Origin of the sequence: Massilia sp. BSC265 (assembly GCF_000740675.1) — a bacterium.
Lineage (GTDB): Bacteria > Pseudomonadota > Gammaproteobacteria > Burkholderiales > Burkholderiaceae_D > Telluria.
In genome coordinates, this window is sequence record NZ_JPXI01000029.1 from 286,136 (window position 1) to 305,373 (window position 19,238).

Genomic DNA, 19,238 nt, shown 5'->3' on the forward strand with positions numbered 1-19,238 from the left:
GCCCACAATGGTAAAATCGCGGGTTATCCAGCAACACCGTTGCTCATCACGCTTCTAAAGGTTTCCTAGTGCTATCTACTGCCAATATCACGATGCAATTCGGCGCCAAGCCGCTGTTCGAGAACATCTCCGTCAAGTTCGGCGAAGGCAACCGTTACGGCCTGATCGGCGCGAACGGCTGCGGCAAGTCGACGTTCATGAAGATCCTCGGCGGCGACCTGGAACCGTCGGCCGGCAACGTCAGCCTCGACCCGGGCGAGCGCCTGGGTAAGCTGCGCCAGGACCAGTTCGCGTACGAAGACGTGCGCGTGCTCGACGTCGTCATGATGGGCCACACCGAGCTGTGGAACGCCATCTCGGAGCGCGACGCCATCTACGCGAACCCGGAAGCGACCGACGAGGACTACATGCGCGCGGCCGAGCTGGAAGGCAAGGTCGCGGAATACGACGGCTACTCGGCCGAAGCGCGTGCCGGCGAGCTGCTGCTCGGCCTGGAGATCGCCAGCGACCTGCACCAGGGCCCGATGAGCGCCGTGGCCCCGGGCTGGAAGCTGCGCGTGCTGCTGGCCCAGGCCCTGTTCTCGAACCCGGACATCCTGCTGCTGGACGAACCGACCAACAACCTGGACATCAACACGATCCGCTGGCTCGAAGACATCCTGAACCAGCGCAACTCGACGATGATCATCATCTCGCACGACCGTCACTTCCTGAACCAGGTCTGCACCCACGTGGCCGACATGGACTACGGCACGCTCAAGATCTACCCGGGCAACTACGACGACTACATGCTGGCCTCGACCCAGGCCCGCAACCAGCAGCTGGCCAACAATGCCAAGGCCAAGGAAAAGGTTGCCGAACTGCAGGATTTCGTGCGCCGCTTCTCGGCCAACAAGTCCAAGGCCCGCCAGGCGACCTCGCGCGCCAAGATGATCGACAAGATCAAGATCGAGGAATTCAAGCCATCCTCGCGCGCCTATCCCTTCGTGCGCTTCGAAGGCGAGAAGAAGCTGCACCGCCTGGCGGTGGAGACCGAGGGCCTGTCGAAAGCCTACGACCGCCAGCTGTTCAAGAACTTCTCGATCATGGTCGAGGCCGGCGAGCGCATTGCGATCATCGGCGCCAACGGTGCGGGCAAGACCACGCTGCTGCGCTGCATCGGCGGCCAGGAAATCACTGGTCTGTCGGCCGACAACGGCCGCGTGAAGTGGGCCGAGAACGCCAACGTCGGCTACATGCCGCAGGATCCGACCGAAGAGTTCGCGAGCGACCTCAACCTGACCGACTGGATGGGCCAGTGGACCCAGGAAGGCGACGACGACCAGGCCGTGCGCTCGATCCTGGGCCGCCTGCTGTTCGGCGGCGACGAGGTCAAGAAGTCGGTCAAGGTACTGTCCGGTGGCGAGAAGGGCCGCATGATGTACGGCAAGCTGATGCTGGGCCGCCACAACGTCCTGCTGCTGGACGAACCGACCAACCACATGGACATGGAATCGATCGAGTCACTGAACATTGCACTTGATAAATACGCCGGCACCATGATCTTCGTGTCGCACGACCGCGAATTCGTGTCGTCGCTGGCCACCCGCATCCTCGAGATCCGCGAGAACGAGATCATCGACTTCCGCGGCAACTACGAAGAGTATCTGACGAGCCAGGGCATTGCCTGATTCCCGATTCTGATTCCATCCGGAGACGATTTCCGCATGATTACAGCACCGATCAAGACCTACGAATACGACCGCCCGCAGGTCGCCGACGCCTGCACCATCAACCCGGCGACGGCCGAAGCCTGGGCGCGCGTGCCCGCGGTCCCGACAGCAAGCGAGAAGGCGGAACTGAAGGAACGCATCAAGCGCCTTCTGAAAGAACGCAATGCGGTACTGGTCGCCCACTACTATGTGGATGCCGACCTGCAGGACCTGGCCGAGGAGACCGGCGGCTGCGTCTCGGATTCGCTGGAAATGGCGCGTTTCGGTCGTGACCACCCGGCCCAGACCCTGGTCGTGGCCGGCGTGCGCTTCATGGGCGAATCGGCCAAGATCCTGAGTCCGGAAAAGACCATCCTGATGCCGGACCTGGACGCGACCTGCTCGCTCGACCTGGGCTGCCCGGCCGACGAATTCGCCGCCTTCTGCGACCAGCATCCGGACCGCACCGTGGTGGTGTACGCCAACACCAGCGCGGCGGTGAAGGCGCGCGCCGACTGGATGGTGACGTCGTCGATCGGCCTGGACATCGTCAAGCACCTGCACGAGCAGGGCAAGAAGATCTTGTGGGCGCCCGACCGCCACCTGGGTTCCTACATCCAGAAGCAGACCGGCGCCGACATGCTGCTGTGGCAGGGTTCCTGCCTGGTGCACGACGAGTTCAAGGGCATCGAGCTCGACCTGCTCAAGGGCGAATACCCGGACGCCAAGGTGCTGGTGCACCCGGAATCCCCGGCGAACGTCGTGGCCCAGGCGGACGTGGTCGGCTCGACCACCCAGCTGATCAACGCCGCGGTGAACCTGCCGGCCACGACCTTCATCGTCGCCACCGACAACGGCATCCTGCACAAGATGCGCGCTGCCGCCCCTGGCAAGCGCTTCATCGAAGCGCCGACCGCCGGCAACAGCGCCACCTGCAAGAGCTGCGCCCACTGCCCGTGGATGGCCATGAACGGCCTCAAGAACCTGGCGGAGGTGCTGGAAACCGGCGCAGGATCCAGCAAAAACGAAGTCCACGTCGATGCGGAAATCGGCCGCCAGGCCAAGCGCGCGATCGACCGCATGCTCGATTTCGCCGCCGCCAAGAAGGCACAGGCCCTGCCGAGCGGTGCGCTCGAGCAGAACGCGAAGCTGTTCAATGGAGTCGGCCCGGCATGACCACCCTGCATAATCCCTTTATTTCCGAAGAGCGTTCCGACGAAAAGCTGCAAGCGGCTTTCGAGGCCAACATCCTGGCGGCCCTGCTGGAAGACGTCGGCACCGGCGACCTGACCGGCATGCTGGTGCCCGTCGAGCCGCGCGTGCAGGCCCGCGTGATCGTGCGCGAAGAAGCCGTGCTGTGCGGCGCGCCCTGGTTCGAAGGCGTGATGCTGGCCGTTGACCAGGACATCGAGATCGACTGGAAGTACGCCGAAGGCGACCTGATGGCCAAGGATTCGACCGTGTGCACCATCGAGGGCTGCCCGCGTTCGCTGCTGACGGCCGAGCGTGCGGCGCTGAACTTCATGCAGTTGCTGTCGGGCGTGGCGAGCGCCACCCGCAAGTACGTGGACGTCGTCGCCGGCACCAGGGCGGCGATCCTGGACACCCGCAAGACGCTGCCCGGCCTGCGCATGGCGCAGAAGTACGCGGTGCGCGTCGGCGGCGGCCAGAACCAGCGCATGGCGCTGTATGACGGCATCCTGATCAAGGAAAACCATATCGCAGCGGCCGGCGGCATCACCAAGGCCCTGCAGGCTGCGCAAGCGCTGGGTTCGGGCGCGCCGGTGCAGATCGAGGTCGAGACCATCGCCCAGCTGGAAGAAGCGCTGGCGGCGGGCGTGAAGTCGGTCCTGCTGGACAACTTCGACCTCGACATGATGCGTCAAGCGGTGAAGGTGAACGCCGGTCGTGCGCTGCTGGAAGCCTCCGGCGGCATCAACATGGACACGGTGCGTGCCATCGCCGAAACCGGGGTGGACCGCATCTCGATCGGCAGCCTCACCAAGGACGTGCGCGCCACCGATTATTCGCTGCGGATTGTCGATGCAGTGCGCGGGGTGGCGGCATGATGGACTGGAGCAGACTGCGACTATCGACCGGCGCCCGGATCCTCTGGCTGGTTTTCGGGCTGGTGCTCGGCCTGCCGACGCTGGCCAATGGCGTGCAGACCAACAACACTGCCGACCTGTGCTTCGGCATCGGCATGGTGCTGGTGGGGGTCCGCGGATTCCTGCGGCCGGTCATGTTCGGCAAGGCCGTACGGATGGAAATGGACCCGCGCACTTCGCAAGTGTCGATCGGGTCGCCGATGCTGCATGGCGGCCTGTCGCTGGTGATCTTCGCTGCGCTCATGGCGGGGATCGTCATCAAGTACGTGCTCAAGGGCTGAACACCGCGATATCCCGGACTATTCGTGCACGAAAAAACCTCATCGCGGTTGGCCCGGGATGAGGTTTTTTTACGCCGCCACTGCCGCCCGCGCCTGGGAGTCGCCCGCCTAGACGCCGCTCTCGCTCGCCCTGGCCAGCGCCTCGGCCTCGGGCGTGCGCATATGCGCTGGTTCACCGACCTGGGCCGCAATATCGTCGATGGCGGCCATCACCCTGTCAGGATGCGCATAATGCGACATGTGCCCCACGCCGGGCACGAGCTCAAGCTGGCTCATTGCCAGTCGCTCGTTGAGCCGCTCGGAATTGTGGCCCGCATCGACGACCCTGTCCTTCGTTCCAGCCACAATGACCGACGGTACCTTCAGTTCGGCATAGCGCTTCGACAGCGATGCCGCCGAGGGAATCATCAGCGCCGTCTCGGCCGCCGCAGCCCGCAGCTGCTTGGGCCGCAGGGCCATCCACACCGGGAATGCATTGAAGCGGCTGTCGACCGGCTTTGGTGCGAACATCCGCTTCGTCATGCCCGGCCATAGCGCCCTGGTGATCAGCGGCGACACCGTATAGCGTAACAGGTCGCCAACGATCGGTACGGCTGGCTGGGTCAGCGTGAATGCGTCGAGCCGCATGCTTGGATAGAAATAACCCGACAACAGTACCAATCCGCGCACGAAGCCGGGCTGCTGCAGCCCCATCGCCAGCGCCACCATCGTGCCCCAGGAATGGCCGAGGACAATGGCGGATTCCACACCGATCTGTCCGAGGGCGCGGTGCAGCAGGGCCGCCTGCTTGTCCGGGGTCCACACCGTGCTGCGCGGACGCTCGCTGTAGCCGAAGCCCGGGCGGTCGAAGGCGATCACATGGTAGTGCTCTGCCGCCCGCTGCAGGATACCACTGGTCTCGAAGTCCTTTGAATACACGCCGTTCCCATGCAGCAGCACCAGGGTGGGACCGGTACCACGCTCCAGGTAGTGCAGGCGCACGCCGTCGACCTCGACGAACTTGCCCAGCGGGGGATTCTCTCGCTCCGCCTGTTTCGTCCTGGCGCGGACATAGAAGAAGGATGCCGCCAGGCCGATGGCCGTGAGGATGGCGCCCGTGCTGAGGCCGGTCGAACCCATGGTCCCCGTCGTTGTATTGCGTATAGTGCGGTAGCTCTTGGTCACAAAATCCCCCTGTGGTCGAATAACGGTTGTGACTCCTCCGGCTCCTCTGCGTGGAGCAGGTCGGCGACGCGCGGCAGCAGCCGCTCGGCCGACTCTTCTATTTTGAGTGTGATCAGGTGGTCGGCGCGGGTACGCCCCAGGTTCACCGCAGCGATCGGCTTGCCGGTCTCATCGGCCATGCGGCAGAAGCGGAAACCCGAGTACACCATCAGCGAGGAACCCACCACCAGCAGCGCATCCGCCGCTTCCATCTGCGCCAGTGCGCAGGCGGTACGCGCGAGCGGGATGCCGTCGCCGAAGAATACGACATCCGGCGCCAACGCGCCGCCACAGTGGACGCAGCTCGGCAGATTGAAATCCAGCAGCGAATCCGGTTCGATGGCCGCGTCGCCGTCCGGCAGGGGTGTCGCGAGCACGTTGGCCAGCTCGGGGTTCGCTTCCTCCAGCTGCGTTTGTACGAAGGCACGTGGGAACCGGGCCTTGCAAGCCATGCACGCGACGCTGTGCACATTGCCGTGCAGTTCGAGCACCGCGAGGCTGCCTGCCTGCTGGTGCAGGCCATCGACGTTCTGGGTCAGCAGGTAGCCGAAATTGCCGTTTTTTTCCAGGCGCGTCAGTGCATGATGGCCGCTATTCGGCCTGGCCCTGGCCATGATCGGCCAGCCGACCATGCTGCGCGCCCAGTAGCGCCGCTGGATGTCGGTCGAACGCCGGAATTCCGGACCCTGGATCGGCTGGCGGCCGCGCCGGGTGCCGTCGCGGTCGCGGTAGTCGGGAATGCCCGAGGCGGTGGACAGGCCTGCGCCCGTCAGCACCAGCGCGCGCGGATACCGTTCGAGGAATTCCGCCAGCGCTCCTGCGTGGTCTTGAACGGTGAAACCTTCTGCCATGTGACGTGATCCTCCATTGGCTGGGATCGTAGCATCCGCCTTGCGCAAACAGAAACACGATACCCTGACTAAAGATGCAGCGCATTCGGCGTGAATGCGTTGCATCTTCTTTGCAACAGGGAGCAGGTGGATGCGCCGCCCGGCTTTCGCAATAGCGAAGCCTAGCGCGCAGAGACCGCGATGCCGCCAACGATCATGCCAAAGGCCAACACATGGTAGAGATGGGGCGCCTCGCCCAAAAAGGCCGAAGACAACAGCGCCGTGAACAGCGGCGTCAGGTTGATGAAGAAGGCGCCGATGCTGGGACCGGCGCGCTGCACGCCCGCACCCCAGCAGCGCATGGCCAGGATTGCCGGGCCGATGGCCACGTACAGCAGCGCTGCCGCCAGCGGCCAGCTCCAGACGATGTCCACGCCCCCCAGCGCCCACTCGCTGCCGGCCAGCGCCGCCGACCACAACACGCCGTACCCCACCTGGGCCAGCAGGAAAGCCGCCCAGTCCGCACGCAGGGCGGGGACATCCTTCTGCTGCATCAGCATCCAGCTGTAGAAGGACCAGGCAATGGTGGCGAGAATCATGTACAGGTCGCCCGCCACCAGGCGCAGCTGCAGCAAGCCGTGGATATCGCCGCGGCACAGTACTACCAGCACGCCGCCGATCGACAGGACCGCGCCCAGGATCTGCTTGCGCTTGACGGGCACGCCGTAGAACAGACGCCCGACCAGCAGCATCCAGACCGGCACGCCGGAGGCCACCAGGGTCACGTTGATCGGGCTGGAACTCTGCAGGGCCAGGTATTGCAGCGAGTTGTACAGGCCCACGCCGAGCAGGCCCAGCATGGCATAACGCTTCCAGTTGGCCAGCACGCCGCTGCCGTGTTTCAGGGCCGCGCGCCCCAGCGGCACCAGGACCAGCAGGGCGATCGTCCAGCGGATCAGGTTGAGCGTCATCGGCGGCACCGCGTCGCGCACCAGGCGGCCGACGATGGCGTTGCCGGCCCACAGCACCGGGGGGACGGTCAGGAGCAGGGTGGTGGAAGGCGTGAGGGCAGGGCGATGCATGGAGGGATTCTGGACGTCGCGACCGGCCCGCGATCGCGGGCCGCCCGGGTGAAGCTCAACGGCGTTCCGGCGTCAGCACGCTCGGCAGGGCCTTGGGCAGGGTGTCGGGGAAGTCGCGAGAATAATGCAGGCCGCGGCTTTCGTGGCGCGAGAGTGCGCTGTTGACGATCAGCGAAGCGACTTCGACCAGGTTGCGCAGCTCCAGCAGGTCATGCGTGATGCGGAAGTTGCGGTAATACTCGTCGATCTCTTCTTTCAGGAGGGCGATGCGGTGCTGGGCCCGCTCGAGGCGCTTGGTGGTGCGCACGATGCCGACATAGTTCCACATGAAGCGGCGCAGTTCGTCCCAGTTGTGGGCGATGACCACCTCTTCGTCGGCATTCGTCACGCGCGACTCGTCCCAGGGCGGCAGCGACGGGTTCTCGATGGGGGGAGCGGCCGCGATCTGGTGCGCGCAGGCGCGTCCGATCACCACGCACTCCAGCAGCGAGTTGCTCGCCAGGCGGTTCGCGCCGTGCAGGCCGGTGCAGGCGGTCTCCCCGACCGCGTACAGGCCCGGGATGTCGGTGCGACCCGCCAGGTCGGTCACGATGCCGCCGCAGGTGAAGTGCACGGCCGGGACCACGGGGATCGGCTCTTCCGTGATGTCGATCCCCAGTTCCAGGCAGCGCGCGTAGATGGTCGGGAAGTGCTCCTTCAGGAATTCCGGATCCTGGTGGCTGATGTCGAGGTGGACGTAGTCCAGGCCGCGCTTCTTCATCTCGAAGTCGATCGCGCGCGCCACCACGTCGCGCGGGGCCAGCTCGCCGCGCTCGTCATGCGCCGGCATGAAGCGGGTGCCGGCGGCCACGCCGGCTTCCGGCGGCAGCTTGAGCAGGCCGCCTTCGCCGCGGATCGCTTCCGTGATCAGGAAGGATTTCGCATACGGGTGGTACAGGCAGGTCGGGTGGAACTGGATGAATTCCATGTTCGACACGCGGCAGCCTGCGCGCCAGGCCATCGCGATGCCGTCGCCGGTGGCGGTGTCGGGGTTGGTGGTGTACAGGTAGACCTTGCCGGCGCCCCCGGTGGCCAGCACGGTATGTTCGGCCTCGAAAGTGAGCACCTGGCCGCTTTCCTCGTCCTGCACGTACAGGCCGTAGCAGCGCGGCTGGCCCACCAGATGGGGCGCGCCGCCATGCACGCCCTTGCCGGTCAGCTTGTCGGAGGTGATGACGTCGATCGCGCAGTGGTGCTCGAACAAGGCGATGTTCGGGTGCGCGCGCACCTTCTGTTCCAGCGTCACCTGCACCGCGTGGCCGGTGGCGTCGGCGGCGTGGATGATGCGGCGCTGGCTGTGGCCGCCCTCGCGGGTCAGATGGAAACCGAGTTCCGCCGATGCGTCGCGGGTGAAGGGCACGCCTTGCTCGATCAGCCATTCGATGGCCGCACGCCCGTTTTCGACGATGTAGCGGGTGGCCGCTTCTTCGCACAACCCGGCGCCGGCCACCAGGGTATCGGCGATGTGCTGGTCGTGGCTGTCGCTGGAATCGAGCACCGCGGCGATGCCGCCCTGGGCCCAGTTGCTTGCGCCGTCCAGCAGCGCACGTTTGGAGATGATCGCAACCTTGCGCGTCTGCGCCAGGTGCAGGGCCACCGACAGGCCGGCCAGTCCGCTGCCGACAATAGCGACGTCAAATTTCATGGGAATGTCATTTTTGTACAGAGGCATCACTATAGTCGATTTGCGCGGGTCGCGTCAGGGTGCGGCCGGTAGGACAAGACCGGGTCACTGTTCGCGGGCGCACGGATGGGCCGAGCATGCGGAGCTAGGATCCGCATTCCAGCTACCAGAGAGGAATGCCATGTCATCTCAACACGCCCAGGCACACGCGGCGGCGCTGCAGGACAAGATCGGCCCGATGCGCTTTGCCATGTTCACGACCCGCGACCAGAACGGCCACCTGGTCAGCCAGCCGATGACCAAGCAGCAGGTCGACGACGAAGGCGGCCTGTGGTTCTACACCCGCAGCACCACCGAGCTGTGGGACAACATCGCCCACGAACCGGAGGTGAACGTGAGCTTTGCCGACCCCGACAACAGCACCTGGGTCTCGGTCAGCGGCATTGCCGAACGCGTGGTCGAGCGCGCCCGCATCCACGCCTTGTGGAACCCCATGGTGCAGGCCTGGTTCCCGACGGGCCCCGAGGACGAGCATGTCGTGCTGGTGCGGGTGATGCCGCACGCTGCCGAGTACTGGGATGCGAACGACAGCAAGATGGTGCGCATGTTCGCGATGGCCAAGGCGGCCGTGACGGGCACCACGCCGGACATGGACGCCGACCACGGGACCATCCGCATGTAAGGGCGAGCTTGCCGCGCGCGTTGCCGCGGCAAGTCGGATGCGGATCGCGGAAGTGGCCTAGCGGGCGGGAGGCAGGTCGCGCTCGTCCTGGTTGCCGCCGGTCTCCGGGGTGCCGAGACCGGTGCCGGTGGGGCTGGGCTTGGAGGCCTGGTCGGGACGGGTGTCCTGCGGACCGCGTCCAATGTTGGTCATCGCGCTGCCTTCCGCTGCTTCGACGTGGCCGCCGCCGGCAGTGGCGCCGCCTGGCGCATTGGTGGTTTCTCCTGACTGGTTGCGGGTCAGGCCATCGCCGCCGCTGCCACCGGTTTCCTGCTGGGTTTCGTGGGACGGCGTGGCGCCTTCCTGGCCGCTGGTCGTACCGCCGACGCCGAGTGTCGTCGACGGGTCCTGCTGCGGATGCTGCTTGCTCATGTCGGTCTCCCTCGATGCTGGAAACCCATTATGCCGGCGATCGCCCCAGGCCGGCGCACATGGAGCGCCGATCAACACCCCGGGTCAGGCGCTCTACTCGTAGCGCTTGTAGACGCTGGTTTTGCCGCCATCCTTTACCAGCAGCACCTCGTAGGGGTCCTTGCGCGATCCCTCCATGCCGGGCGAGCCCATGGGCATGCCGGGCACGGCCAGGCCGCGTGCTGTCGGCTTCTCGGCGAGCAGGCGCTTGATGTCGCTGGCCGGGACGTGGCCTTCGACGGCATAGCCGCCGACGCGACCGGTGTGGCAGGAGCCGTATTCGGCCGGGATGCCGAACTTCTCGCGGTAGTCGGACGGGTTGGCGACATTCTGCGCCTTGACCTGGAAGCCGTTCGCTTCGAGGTGCTTGATCCACTCCTTGCAGCAACCGCAATATTCGGTCTTGTACACCTCGATCACGGGCTTGGCCACCGGCTGCGCGGCGCTGGCCACGAGCGGCAGGGAGAGGAGGGTAGCGGCGCCGGCTTGGCGCAGCTTGCCCAGAAAATGCGGAAGGAAACGCAAGAGGAACATGGTGACTCCGGGAGCGGTGGGAACAAACCCGCATTATGCCCCAGTCGAACACTTGGTGCCCCGGCCGGCCGATGTTATACTGTACATAAACACAGTAGCGCTGCTGTCCCACCCCTTCTCCATGCCCAACTTCCTCCCGATCGACCTCGACCCGTTGCCAAGTGACTCGCCCCTGCGGCTGGCGGCCAGCGCACGCGGCGCCGTGTTCCGCGGCGTCGGGGACGAGCCGGTGACCGATGCGCGCAGCGATGCCGAACTGGCGCGCGAATACATCGGCCAGGGTGAACTGAGCCCGAAATCCGTCGCCAATACCCAGAAGGAGCTGTACCGCTTCCTCACCTGGTGCCGTGAAGAGGCCCGCAAGACCTTCCAGCAGCTGACGGTGGCCGACCTGAACGCCTACAAGGAATTCATCCGCAACCCGCCGCCCGAATGGATTTCCACCACCAAGTGGCCGCGCAATGACCCGCGCTACCGGCCGTTCTCGGGCCCGTTGTCCGATGCCAGCCGGCGCCAGGCGATGATCGCCGTGAAGGGCCTGCTTGGCTATGCGGAGCAGACCGGCTACCTGCGGCGCAATCCTGCCCGGCTGGTGCGCAACGTGCGCGCCGCCCATGGCAGCCGCATCACCCGCTACCTGACGCCGCAGGCAATCGCGCATGCGCTCGACGCCGTCGCCTCCCGGGCAGCCGACACGCCGGCAAGTATCCGCCAGCGCGAACGTGACCGCTTCCTGCTGGTGGCCTTTGCCCAGACCGGGGCACGCCTGAACGAGATCGTCGGTGCCCACATGGGCGCCATCTACAGCGAAGGCGACGGTCGCTGGTGGCTGGACGTGATGGGGAAGGGCGCCAAGCCGCGCCGCCTGCCGGTGCCGCCGGCGATGCTGGCCGCCTACCGCGACTACCGCCAGGCCTTCGGCCTGCTGCCGCAAGCCAGCCGCGCCGACCGCACGCCGCTGGTGCTGTCCAGCCGCAGCAAGGAGGCGGTGCGCATCACCGACGAAGCGGCATCGGAAGCACTGAAGGCCGTGTTCCTGGCGGCAGCCGAGCGCGCCGGCGCGCAGGGCGACGCCGACAGCGCGGGCGCGCTGCGCCAGGCCTCGACACATTGGCTGCGCCACAGCATGCTGACCAACCACGCCAACAACGGCGTGCAGCTCAAGACGCTGCAGGACACGGCCGGTCACGCCAACATCGCGACCACGGCCGCCTACCTGCACAAGCGCGACCACGAGCGTCACGACGAAATCGTCGGGTCGGGCGTCAAGCTAGTGCCCTGAACGACGGCCCGCAGGGAAGGGCAGGCCTAGATCGGCAGTTCCGACTCGCCGCCCGCGGAGCTGCCGAAATCCTGCAGGTCGTCGAGCGACAGTCGGCGCTCGTTCAGGGCGGCGACGATTGCCTCGAGCTGTTCGGGGTCCGGATTCAGATAGACGATCCGCTGCTCCAGCTCCTGGTCCCAGTACTTCGTGTACGGCACGTCAGTCTCCGCCATCACCTTGGCGTCGAAGCTCCCATCCATCATCTCGCCGACCAGCGTGACCCTGGCCGTATCCGGCGTCGTATTCTTCACGGTAATGCCCATGCTCATCCTTTCGAGCGATCAGTTCGCATAATGCATTCTTACCTACGCGAGGGAAGGGCGCAAACGGCCCGCAGCCAGCCGTGCGCGGGGTCGGCGACGGCACGCGGCCCCATCATCCGTGGCGCGGTCGTACGGCGGGCGAGGGCAGTGCGTGCGGACGTGTGTCGACGGGGGCGCCCGATCCTGATTGGCGTAGCCGTCGTGACCCGAGTCCCGCGATGGCAAACCGGCAGGTGCGCGCTCTATTTCGGGAGTTCGCCGGGGCGTCTGGAGGCAGCAGCGGCGCAGCGTCGGCGTCCGAATCTACCAGCACGTACATGCTACATGAGACGCGTAAATAGCATCCGGCTTCTGAATCCAACTCGACATTAGCATATATAATGTCGAGTTCGGGCTAGACCGAGGAAGCAGTATCATGTTGCCTGTTCAACTCGCCAAACACGGCTTCCGCAAAAAATAACTATGCAGATCGACCTCGTTTCATCCGGCGCGACGGCGCAGCGCAACGAAGACTGGGCCGGGCATTTCAGCACATCCGGCCAGGCCGACCTCGTGATCATCGACGGCGCTACCTCGGTCGCCGACCGTGACTACATCGACCCGGTGCAGGGTGACGTGGGCTGGTTCGTTACGCGGTTCGCGGCCGCGCTCGGCACTGCGATCGACAAGGGCCTGGCGCAGGACGCGGCCATCGATGCCGCCGTCGACGCGGCGTACGCGGAATTTTGCGAGCGTAGCGCTGGACGGGACGTGCCCCTGTATGCATGGCCGGTTGCGGCGCTGAGCTGGGTACGGGCGCGCGCCACGGGGTGCGGTTACCGGCTGGAACTGTACTGCCTCGGCGACTGCAAGGTCCTGATGCAAACTTCCAATGGCGCGATCGTTGACCTCGATCCCTTCGTCAATCCACAGGAAGCCGTCGTGCGCGCCGAAGTCGCCAGGCTCCAGGCCGAAGGCATCAGCGATCCGGCGGCGCGGCTGGAGCGTCTCATGCCGATGCTGCGTGCACGGCGTGAATTCCAGAACACCGCCGCCGCCACCAATTCCCTCTGCCTGCGGCCGCCCGACGGGTTCGGCGCCCGTACGACGGCGGTCGATGCACCAGCCGATGCCACCATCCTCGCCATGACCGACGGATTCTACCGCCTGGTCGACACCTACGGCTTGCACACGCCACAGAGCCTGTTCGCTCTGTGCAGCGACCATGGCCTGCCGGCGGCAATCGCGCAGCTGCGCGCCTACGAGGCGACGGCGCGCGCAAGCGCGTCGGGCTCGGTGAAGCAGGCCGACGACGCCTCTGCCATCCTGTGGCATGCCGGGACCATCCGGCCTTGCACCGGGTGACGCCATCCAGGACTGGCGGAGATACACGGGCACCGTCGCTCTACCAAAAGGTAGAGCAAGCGAACTGTTTATGAGCAGATAGTTGTAACGGTACAACAATTGCTTTTTTTAGTAGCCCGAGAGTCATTAAGCAACAATGCAGGATTTCCGGCCAACAGTACCGCATGCGTCGGCATCTCCTGCATATTTACGAAACCCGGGGTGCGGCATGCCATCCATACGTTCAGCTCAGAATTTCTATTCTGCTAGCGATTATCTCCCATCGAAGTATTTACTAAATAGAATCGTTGAATCCTCTTTCCTCCAAGCGAAACAGCGATGTTGCGTAAGGTCGGCGGAGGTTTCGTCTGCACCCCCTCGGCAGCAGAGTCAAACCATAGGAGATAGTTCATGGCAGTAAAAACAAAACTGGCGCGTGCACTTGCCCTCGCATTCGGAGCGACGGCACTGACGCTAGGCATGAGTTCGACTGTACTGGCGCAATCGAATACCACGGGTAACGTCTACGGTGCGGTGGAAAGCCCTGCCGGCACGACCGTCGTCGTCGAAAACCTGGATACCAAGCTGCGCCGTACCGCCACCGTGGACAGCAACGGCCGCTTCCTGGCCACCTCGCTGCCGCCGGGCCGCTATGCGGTGCAGTTGGTGCGCAACGGCAGCGTAGTCCAGACCCGCGAAGTCGAGGTGCTGGTGGGCCAGGGCGCGGAAGCCCTGTTCACGACCCAGCAAGTGCAGGTCGTCGGCCGCCGCCAGTCGATCGACGTGACCAATACCAATAACGGCGCCATCTTTACTGCCGCCCAGCTGCAGAACCTGCCGATTGCGCGCAACGTCGAATCGATCATCCTGATCGCCCCGAACACGACCCAGGGCGACAGCCGCTACCCGAACGGCGCCAACAGCTTCGGTGGCGGCGCGGTGTCGGAAAACGCGTACTACGTCAACGGCTTCCCGGTCACCAACCCGCTGACCCAGCTGGGCTACATGGAACTGCCGTACGGAGCGATCGGCCAGGCACAGATCCTGACCGGCGGCTTCGGCGCGGAATTCGGCCGCTCGGTCGGCGGCGTCGCCAACATCACGACCAAGAGCGGCACGAACCGCTGGGAAGTGGGCGGCATCGTGCAATGGGATCCGAAGAAGCTGCAGGCCAGCCAGGAAGACATCTACTACCCGGTCCTTGGCGCGAGCAACACGGCTGCCACGGACGGCACCCTGTACCGCCGCCGCTCGGTCAATGAGACCGATCGCAAGCTGGTGGGCGTGAACGTCGGCGGCCCGCTGATCCAGGATAAGCTGTTCTTCTTCGGTTCGCTGGAACAGCTGCGTACCGATTTCTCGGGCACCAACGCCGTCAACGGCCTGCGCACCAATACCTCGGCAGGCATCCGTGGCTGGGAAGAGTCGGAAACCGACACCACCCGCTACCTGGTCAAGCTCGACTGGAACATCAACGACAACCACCGCCTCGAGTACACCGGCTTCGGCGATACGTCGAAGAAGGACAAGTACCTGTCCGGCTACAACTACGCCACCGGTGCACGCAACGGCACCATCGGTGCGAGCGAACACTACAAGAACTTCTCGGGCGAGACCCCGGTCGGCGGCATCGTCAACATCGCCAAGTACACCGGCAACATCACCGAGAACCTGACGGTGCTGGCCCTGTACGGCAAATCGACGACCAAGCACGAGAATACCTACGGTACCTATCCGGGCGTGAACCCGAACGTGTACCAGGTATCCTCCACGCCGGCTGCGCGCGTTCCAGGCCTGTCGTATCCGAACCCGAACCCGATCAGCGGCAACGTGCCGGTGACCGGCGGCCGCGACACGGTCGAATCGGCCCGCCTGGACCTGGAATACAAGCTGGGCAACCATACGATCCGCGCCGGTATCGACGAGAACCGCCTGAGCTCCGAGGATGCAGGCGTGTATCGCGCCGGCGGCGGCCTCTGGACCTATTCGCGCAGCTCGCAATCGCCTACTACCCCGATTGCGCTGCAAAACGTGGTCGTGGCACCGGCCAGCGGGGGAGGTTACGGCCTCCAGGGCTACTACGTGACCGAGACCAAGTTCACCTCGATTACCGACGCCTATTCGGACCAGTCGGCGCAGTACATCGAAGACCGCTGGCAGGTCACCAAGGACCTGCTGCTGACTATCGGCGTGCGTAACGAGCAGTTCGAGAACCGCAACGGCGACAAGCAGAAGTTCATGGACATCAAGGACCAGATCGCGCCGCGTTTCGCCGCATCCTGGGACGTGAACGGCGATTCCTCGTTCAAGGTGTTCGGTACCGCCGGCCGCTACTTCGTGCAGGTGCCGACCAACATCTCGGTGCGCGGCGCGTCGCGTTCCCTGTTCACCACCCAGTCCTTCACCTATACCGGTGTCGATCCGGTCACCGGCGCCCCGCAGGGCCTGGTGCCGCTGGTGCCGGCGCCGTTCTCGACCAACAACGAGTACTTCCAGTTCAAGCATCCGCAGTCCGTCGCCGCGACCAACCTGCGTCCGACCTACCAGGACGAGATCACGCTCGGCTTCGAACGCGCACTCTCGCGTGACATGACCTTCGGCGCCCGCGCAACCTACCGTACCCTGCGTTCGACCATCGACGACATGTGCGACGACCGCCCATTCAAGGCCTGGCTGGCGCGTAATCCGAGCGTCAACACCAGCAAGTGGACCGGTTTCGGCTGCGCCGCGTTCAATCCGGGCGAGGACAATACCTTCCTGGTCGACTTCGCCAACACCGGCAGCAACCTGACGGAAGTCAAGCTGAGCAAGGCCGACCTGGGCTTCGACGACGCCAAGCGTACGTACAAGGCCATCGACCTGTTCCTCGAGCATCCGTTCCGCAATGGCTGGTACGGCCGCGTGAACTACACCTGGTCGAAGAACGAGGGCAATACCGAAGGCCAGACCCAGTCGGACATCGGCCAGCTTGACGTGTCGCACACCATCAGCTGGGACAAGCCCGAGCTGATGCGCGGCAAGTACGGCCCGCTGCCGAACGACCGCCGGCATCAGCTGAAGGCTTTCGGTTTCTATCAGGTCACGCCTGAATGGATGGTCGGCGGCAACCTGCTGGCGCAGTCGGGCCGTCCGAAGAACTGCCTGGGTGCCGACCCGACCGTGCCGGCCGCCCACAGCTACGGTTCGTACTACGCAACGTGCTTCGGCCGTCCGGCGCCGCGCGGCTCCGAAGGCCGCCTGCCGTGGACCACGCGCCTGGACCTGAACGTGGCCTACATGCCGTCGTTCCTGCCGGGCCTGTCGGCGAAGGTCGACGTGTTCAACGTTGCGAACCGCCAGACCGTGCAATCGGTATCGGAATTGCTGAACAGCGGCTCGACCCAGACCCTGCTGGACAGCTACGGCCGTGTCCTGTCGACCCAGACGCCGCGCTATGCGCGCTTCACGGTCGAGTACAACCACAAGTTCTAAGCTTCAGGGTGCTTGTGTGACGGAAGCCGCGGATGCAAGTCCGCGGCTTTTTTCTTGCCGGTGCAGGCCGGGGAGGAGCTGGATAACGCAAGACCGACCCGCGGATACAGGTTGTATTTGACATAATATAGATTATGCGTACTCTGCGCGCTATTCCGAGCGCCCGCTTCGGCGCGAAGGAACTCCAGCTGCCCGTACAGAAAGACGCACACCTGGCCTTTAGGGAAGAACATTAGCGTCTCGTGATCGTCAAAGCGACCCCACCGTCAAGATCGATCCGGACGCCGATTCCGCCAGCAGGTGTTGGCACTGAGGCCGGTCCATCTGCCGTTGCCGAAGCCCCGACTACATCCCTGATAGCGCCCAGGTCGATGAATGCCGTCGGCTGCGCGAGAGCGGCTGCATGCCCGCTGGCAGCGGCCAGTTTTACTCGCCAAATGTGGAAGCTCGCTGTCGACACCGATTCATCGTGGCAGAAGGCAGCGATGGTCCTGCCGCTTTACGCCTGCCGTTGTCAGCGGTTACGCCAGATGGCCTCCTTCCATGTGTGAGATTCCAGCTTGTCCATGCGCGGCTCCGTCGTGTTGAACTCGGAACGGATTGTGCTGGCTTGAGAAATCGAAAGATACAACGCCGCTCAGGAACCGCATACGTTAGTAATGCTTGGCAGGTCGAGACAGGGTGCCTCGTTCGTCAGCAGGACCAAGTTTGATGTACTACTGCGAAGGACGGCTCTTGGTCGGAAGCAGCTTGTTGTGATGGTCCGAGAGTTTGTCGGCTCGGCAACATGTTATGCTGGCTCGACCGTCTGCTATCGGCCAGAAGCGGACATTCATCGCTCGAGTTGAATGTTGCCTATCGTGATAGTCCGTGACTTTTGCAGGCGAGCACGCTGCTATGCTAGGTCGAGCGGCTGGATTCGACAAAAGCGGATCTTCGTACAGTTCACCGCCCCTAGAATGTCGGCCTACACACAATCAGTCCTGTGGAGTGAGCGCGCGCGAATGAGGTTTCGCCTTGGCTAGAAGGCCAACAGGATTGGCTCATTTACTTTTCGTTGGAGATGACACATGGGAATTGCAGGAACACCGGCCATTCTTGTCGGGTGGGGCATGCTTGCCATTGCTTTCTGCGTGTTTGTATTCGCCTGGCGGCGGCGTTGGAAAATGGTGCTTTGGTACGATGTCATCGGCACGATCTTAATGATGCTAGCTGGTATGCATTTTAACGTGATGGACCGCATCGTCGTAAGCGTTGGCCTCGGCATGACCGCAATATTCAGCCTTATGGAATTTAAGCGTATACATCCAAAGAGGAACCGCTACGAATTGTAAATGTAGGGGTGGTCCGCTTTGGGTCGGTTCCTGCCCTTCGTGACAGTCTGCGATTTTTCCGCCTTCCTAAGTGCTATGCTGAGTTCAACGGTCGGCTTCGGCCAAGAGCGGACTGATGAAAGGCGTGCATGAGCTACTCTGGAAAAATTGTGTTGTTCTCTGCGTCTGGGTACAGGCCGGAGCGAGACGATGTGTTTTTACGTGACCTGCTCGCGGCTCGCATTGAGCTTTTCTGTGCGGTGGGCGTAGACGCGGAGAAGTGGGAAGACGCTCTCGATTGGATCTGTATTGGGGAGGACGAACTCGGCGAATATGTAATCGTCACGACAGCGCACAAAGACGAATCTCTCGCCGAAGTTGTGGCGTTCGCCGAAGCCTTCGAAACGCGAGTGCCTCATTCGGTCCAAGTCGTCCATCGCTAGTCCGGCCAACTTCGGCGAAGGACCGCTTCGGGTCGATTGCTGACGTATACTGAACGGCAGCAATCGGCCTATTGTTAAAAAGTCGGACGGCAACTTTTATAGCGGATTTCGATGGCATTGACAGTCCAACTAACTTACGCTCGTGCCGTGGTGGCCGTTTTCGACAGTCGAGATATCGATCGTTCGTTTCCGACCGACCCTAGGGTCGAGTTTTTCAACAAAATTGACCAAAAGCGGACATTTGCTCTCCTAGCGCATGGCCCCGGAAACAAACGGCTGTCTAGTTATATCTCATTTTCTTGCCTAGATTTGTCCAGCTTACTGCAGTGTTGCACGCAAGTTAACAGCTAAGCAAGGAACGTTTAGCAAAGCCTGCGCGCCTAGGATATTGGCACAGGGACCCGCACAGTCCACAGGGAGAGTTCGTTGCGATTACCGTGTGGCTCGTGAGTTAGCCTTGGGATGTATTTGCTACTAGCGTACATAGTCCGCGCTCTAACTCTAGATAAGCTCTTTCTATCCGTTGGTAGTAAGCGAGCTGCTCAGCACTAATAATTTGCAATGGACTTTTGTCATC

17 protein-coding genes are annotated in these 19,238 nt (G+C 63.7%); 10 read left to right on the forward strand and 7 right to left on the reverse strand.

Annotated features, from left to right (window positions below):
• Window positions 1–68 precede the first annotated feature (68 nt).
• From MA09_RS08440 to MA09_RS08455, 4 genes are read left to right on the forward strand one after another with little or no spacing between them, the layout of a single operon-like run.
• A complete protein-coding gene (locus MA09_RS08440) occupies window positions 69–1,670 on the forward strand; it encodes an ABC-F family ATPase (protein ID WP_081897490.1) in 1,602 nt (533 codons plus the stop codon).
• 36 nt (window positions 1,671–1,706) lie between these two features.
• A complete protein-coding gene (nadA, locus tag MA09_RS08445; protein ID WP_036246874.1) occupies window positions 1,707–2,867 on the forward strand; it encodes a quinolinate synthase NadA in 1,161 nt (386 codons plus the stop codon).
• On the forward strand, window positions 2,864–3,760 hold the full coding sequence (gene nadC / locus MA09_RS08450) for a carboxylating nicotinate-nucleotide diphosphorylase (protein ID WP_036246875.1): 897 nt from the start codon (window positions 2,864–2,866) through the stop codon (window positions 3,758–3,760). The genes nadA and nadC overlap by 4 nt, the downstream gene beginning before the upstream one ends.
• The gene (locus MA09_RS08455) at window positions 3,757–4,080 is read left to right on the forward strand and encodes a hypothetical protein (protein WP_229440626.1); all 324 of its coding nucleotides are present in this window, start codon (window positions 3,757–3,759) and stop codon (window positions 4,078–4,080) included. Before nadC ends, MA09_RS08455 begins: the two co-directional genes overlap by 4 nt.
• Window positions 4,081–4,188: 108 nt before the next feature.
• Here the strand turns inward: MA09_RS08455 and MA09_RS08460 are convergent, their stop codons facing one another.
• The 4 genes from MA09_RS08460 to nadB form a co-directional block, all read right to left on the reverse strand.
• Window positions 4,189–5,199, reverse strand: coding sequence for an alpha/beta fold hydrolase (locus MA09_RS08460; protein ID WP_081897491.1), 1,011 nt, complete (start codon window positions 5,197–5,199; stop codon window positions 4,189–4,191).
• A 41-nt stretch (window positions 5,200–5,240) separates the two neighbouring features.
• On the reverse strand, window positions 5,241–6,134 hold the full coding sequence (locus tag MA09_RS08465) for an NAD-dependent protein deacetylase (protein ID WP_036246877.1): 894 nt from the start codon (window positions 6,132–6,134) through the stop codon (window positions 5,241–5,243).
• Between the two features lie 161 nt (window positions 6,135–6,295).
• A complete protein-coding gene (locus tag MA09_RS08470) occupies window positions 6,296–7,195 on the reverse strand; it encodes a DMT family transporter (RefSeq protein ID WP_036246878.1) in 900 nt (299 codons plus the stop codon).
• 55 nt (window positions 7,196–7,250) lie between these two features.
• A complete protein-coding gene (nadB, locus tag MA09_RS08475) occupies window positions 7,251–8,879 on the reverse strand; it encodes an L-aspartate oxidase (RefSeq protein ID WP_036246879.1) in 1,629 nt (542 codons plus the stop codon).
• Window positions 8,880–9,039: 160 nt separating this feature from the next.
• On the opposite strand from nadB, the gene MA09_RS08480 reads away from it, so the two are divergent.
• Entirely contained in the window at window positions 9,040–9,540 is a 501-nt protein-coding gene (locus tag MA09_RS08480) for a pyridoxamine 5'-phosphate oxidase family protein (protein ID WP_036246880.1), read from the forward strand.
• 57 nt (window positions 9,541–9,597) lie between these two features.
• Here the strand turns inward: MA09_RS08480 and MA09_RS08485 are convergent, their stop codons facing one another.
• Together MA09_RS08485 and MA09_RS08490 are read right to left on the reverse strand one after the other, a co-directional pair.
• The gene (locus tag MA09_RS08485) at window positions 9,598–9,951 is read right to left on the reverse strand and encodes a hypothetical protein (protein ID WP_036246881.1); all 354 of its coding nucleotides are present in this window, start codon (window positions 9,949–9,951) and stop codon (window positions 9,598–9,600) included.
• A gap of 93 nt (window positions 9,952–10,044) precedes the next feature.
• Window positions 10,045–10,524: a DUF411 domain-containing protein gene (locus MA09_RS08490; RefSeq protein WP_051933291.1), complete on the reverse strand. Its 480-nt coding sequence runs from the start codon at window positions 10,522–10,524 to the stop codon at window positions 10,045–10,047.
• 121 nt (window positions 10,525–10,645) lie between these two features.
• Here MA09_RS08490 and MA09_RS08495 point away from each other — a divergent pair, with 121 nt between their 5' ends.
• Complete coding sequence (locus tag MA09_RS08495) at window positions 10,646–11,806, forward strand: tyrosine-type recombinase/integrase (RefSeq protein WP_036246883.1); 1,161 nt, start codon at window positions 10,646–10,648, stop codon at window positions 11,804–11,806.
• Window positions 11,807–11,832: 26 nt separating this feature from the next.
• Here MA09_RS08495 and MA09_RS08500 read toward each other — a convergent pair whose 3' ends face one another.
• Window positions 11,833–12,111 (reverse strand): hypothetical protein, encoded by a 279-nt coding sequence (locus MA09_RS08500; protein WP_036247477.1) that lies wholly within the window; start codon window positions 12,109–12,111, stop codon window positions 11,833–11,835.
• A 462-nt stretch (window positions 12,112–12,573) separates the two neighbouring features.
• On the opposite strand from MA09_RS08500, the gene MA09_RS08505 reads away from it, so the two are divergent.
• From MA09_RS08505 to MA09_RS08520, 4 genes are all read left to right on the forward strand, one after another.
• Entirely contained in the window at window positions 12,574–13,455 is an 882-nt protein-coding gene (locus MA09_RS08505; protein WP_036246885.1) for a protein phosphatase 2C domain-containing protein, read from the forward strand.
• A 459-nt stretch (window positions 13,456–13,914) separates the two neighbouring features.
• Window positions 13,915–16,905 (forward strand): TonB-dependent receptor domain-containing protein, encoded by a 2,991-nt coding sequence (locus MA09_RS08510; protein WP_051933292.1) that lies wholly within the window; start codon window positions 13,915–13,917, stop codon window positions 16,903–16,905.
• Window positions 16,906–17,975: 1,070 nt separating this feature from the next.
• Window positions 17,976–18,239 carry a hypothetical protein gene (locus MA09_RS08515; protein WP_152594598.1) on the forward strand — a complete coding sequence of 88 codons (264 nt, stop codon included), beginning with the start codon at window positions 17,976–17,978 and terminating at the stop codon, window positions 18,237–18,239.
• A 128-nt stretch (window positions 18,240–18,367) separates the two neighbouring features.
• Window positions 18,368–18,661: a hypothetical protein gene (locus MA09_RS08520; protein ID WP_036246890.1), complete on the forward strand. Its 294-nt coding sequence runs from the start codon at window positions 18,368–18,370 to the stop codon at window positions 18,659–18,661.
• Window positions 18,662–19,238: the final 577 nt, after the last annotated feature.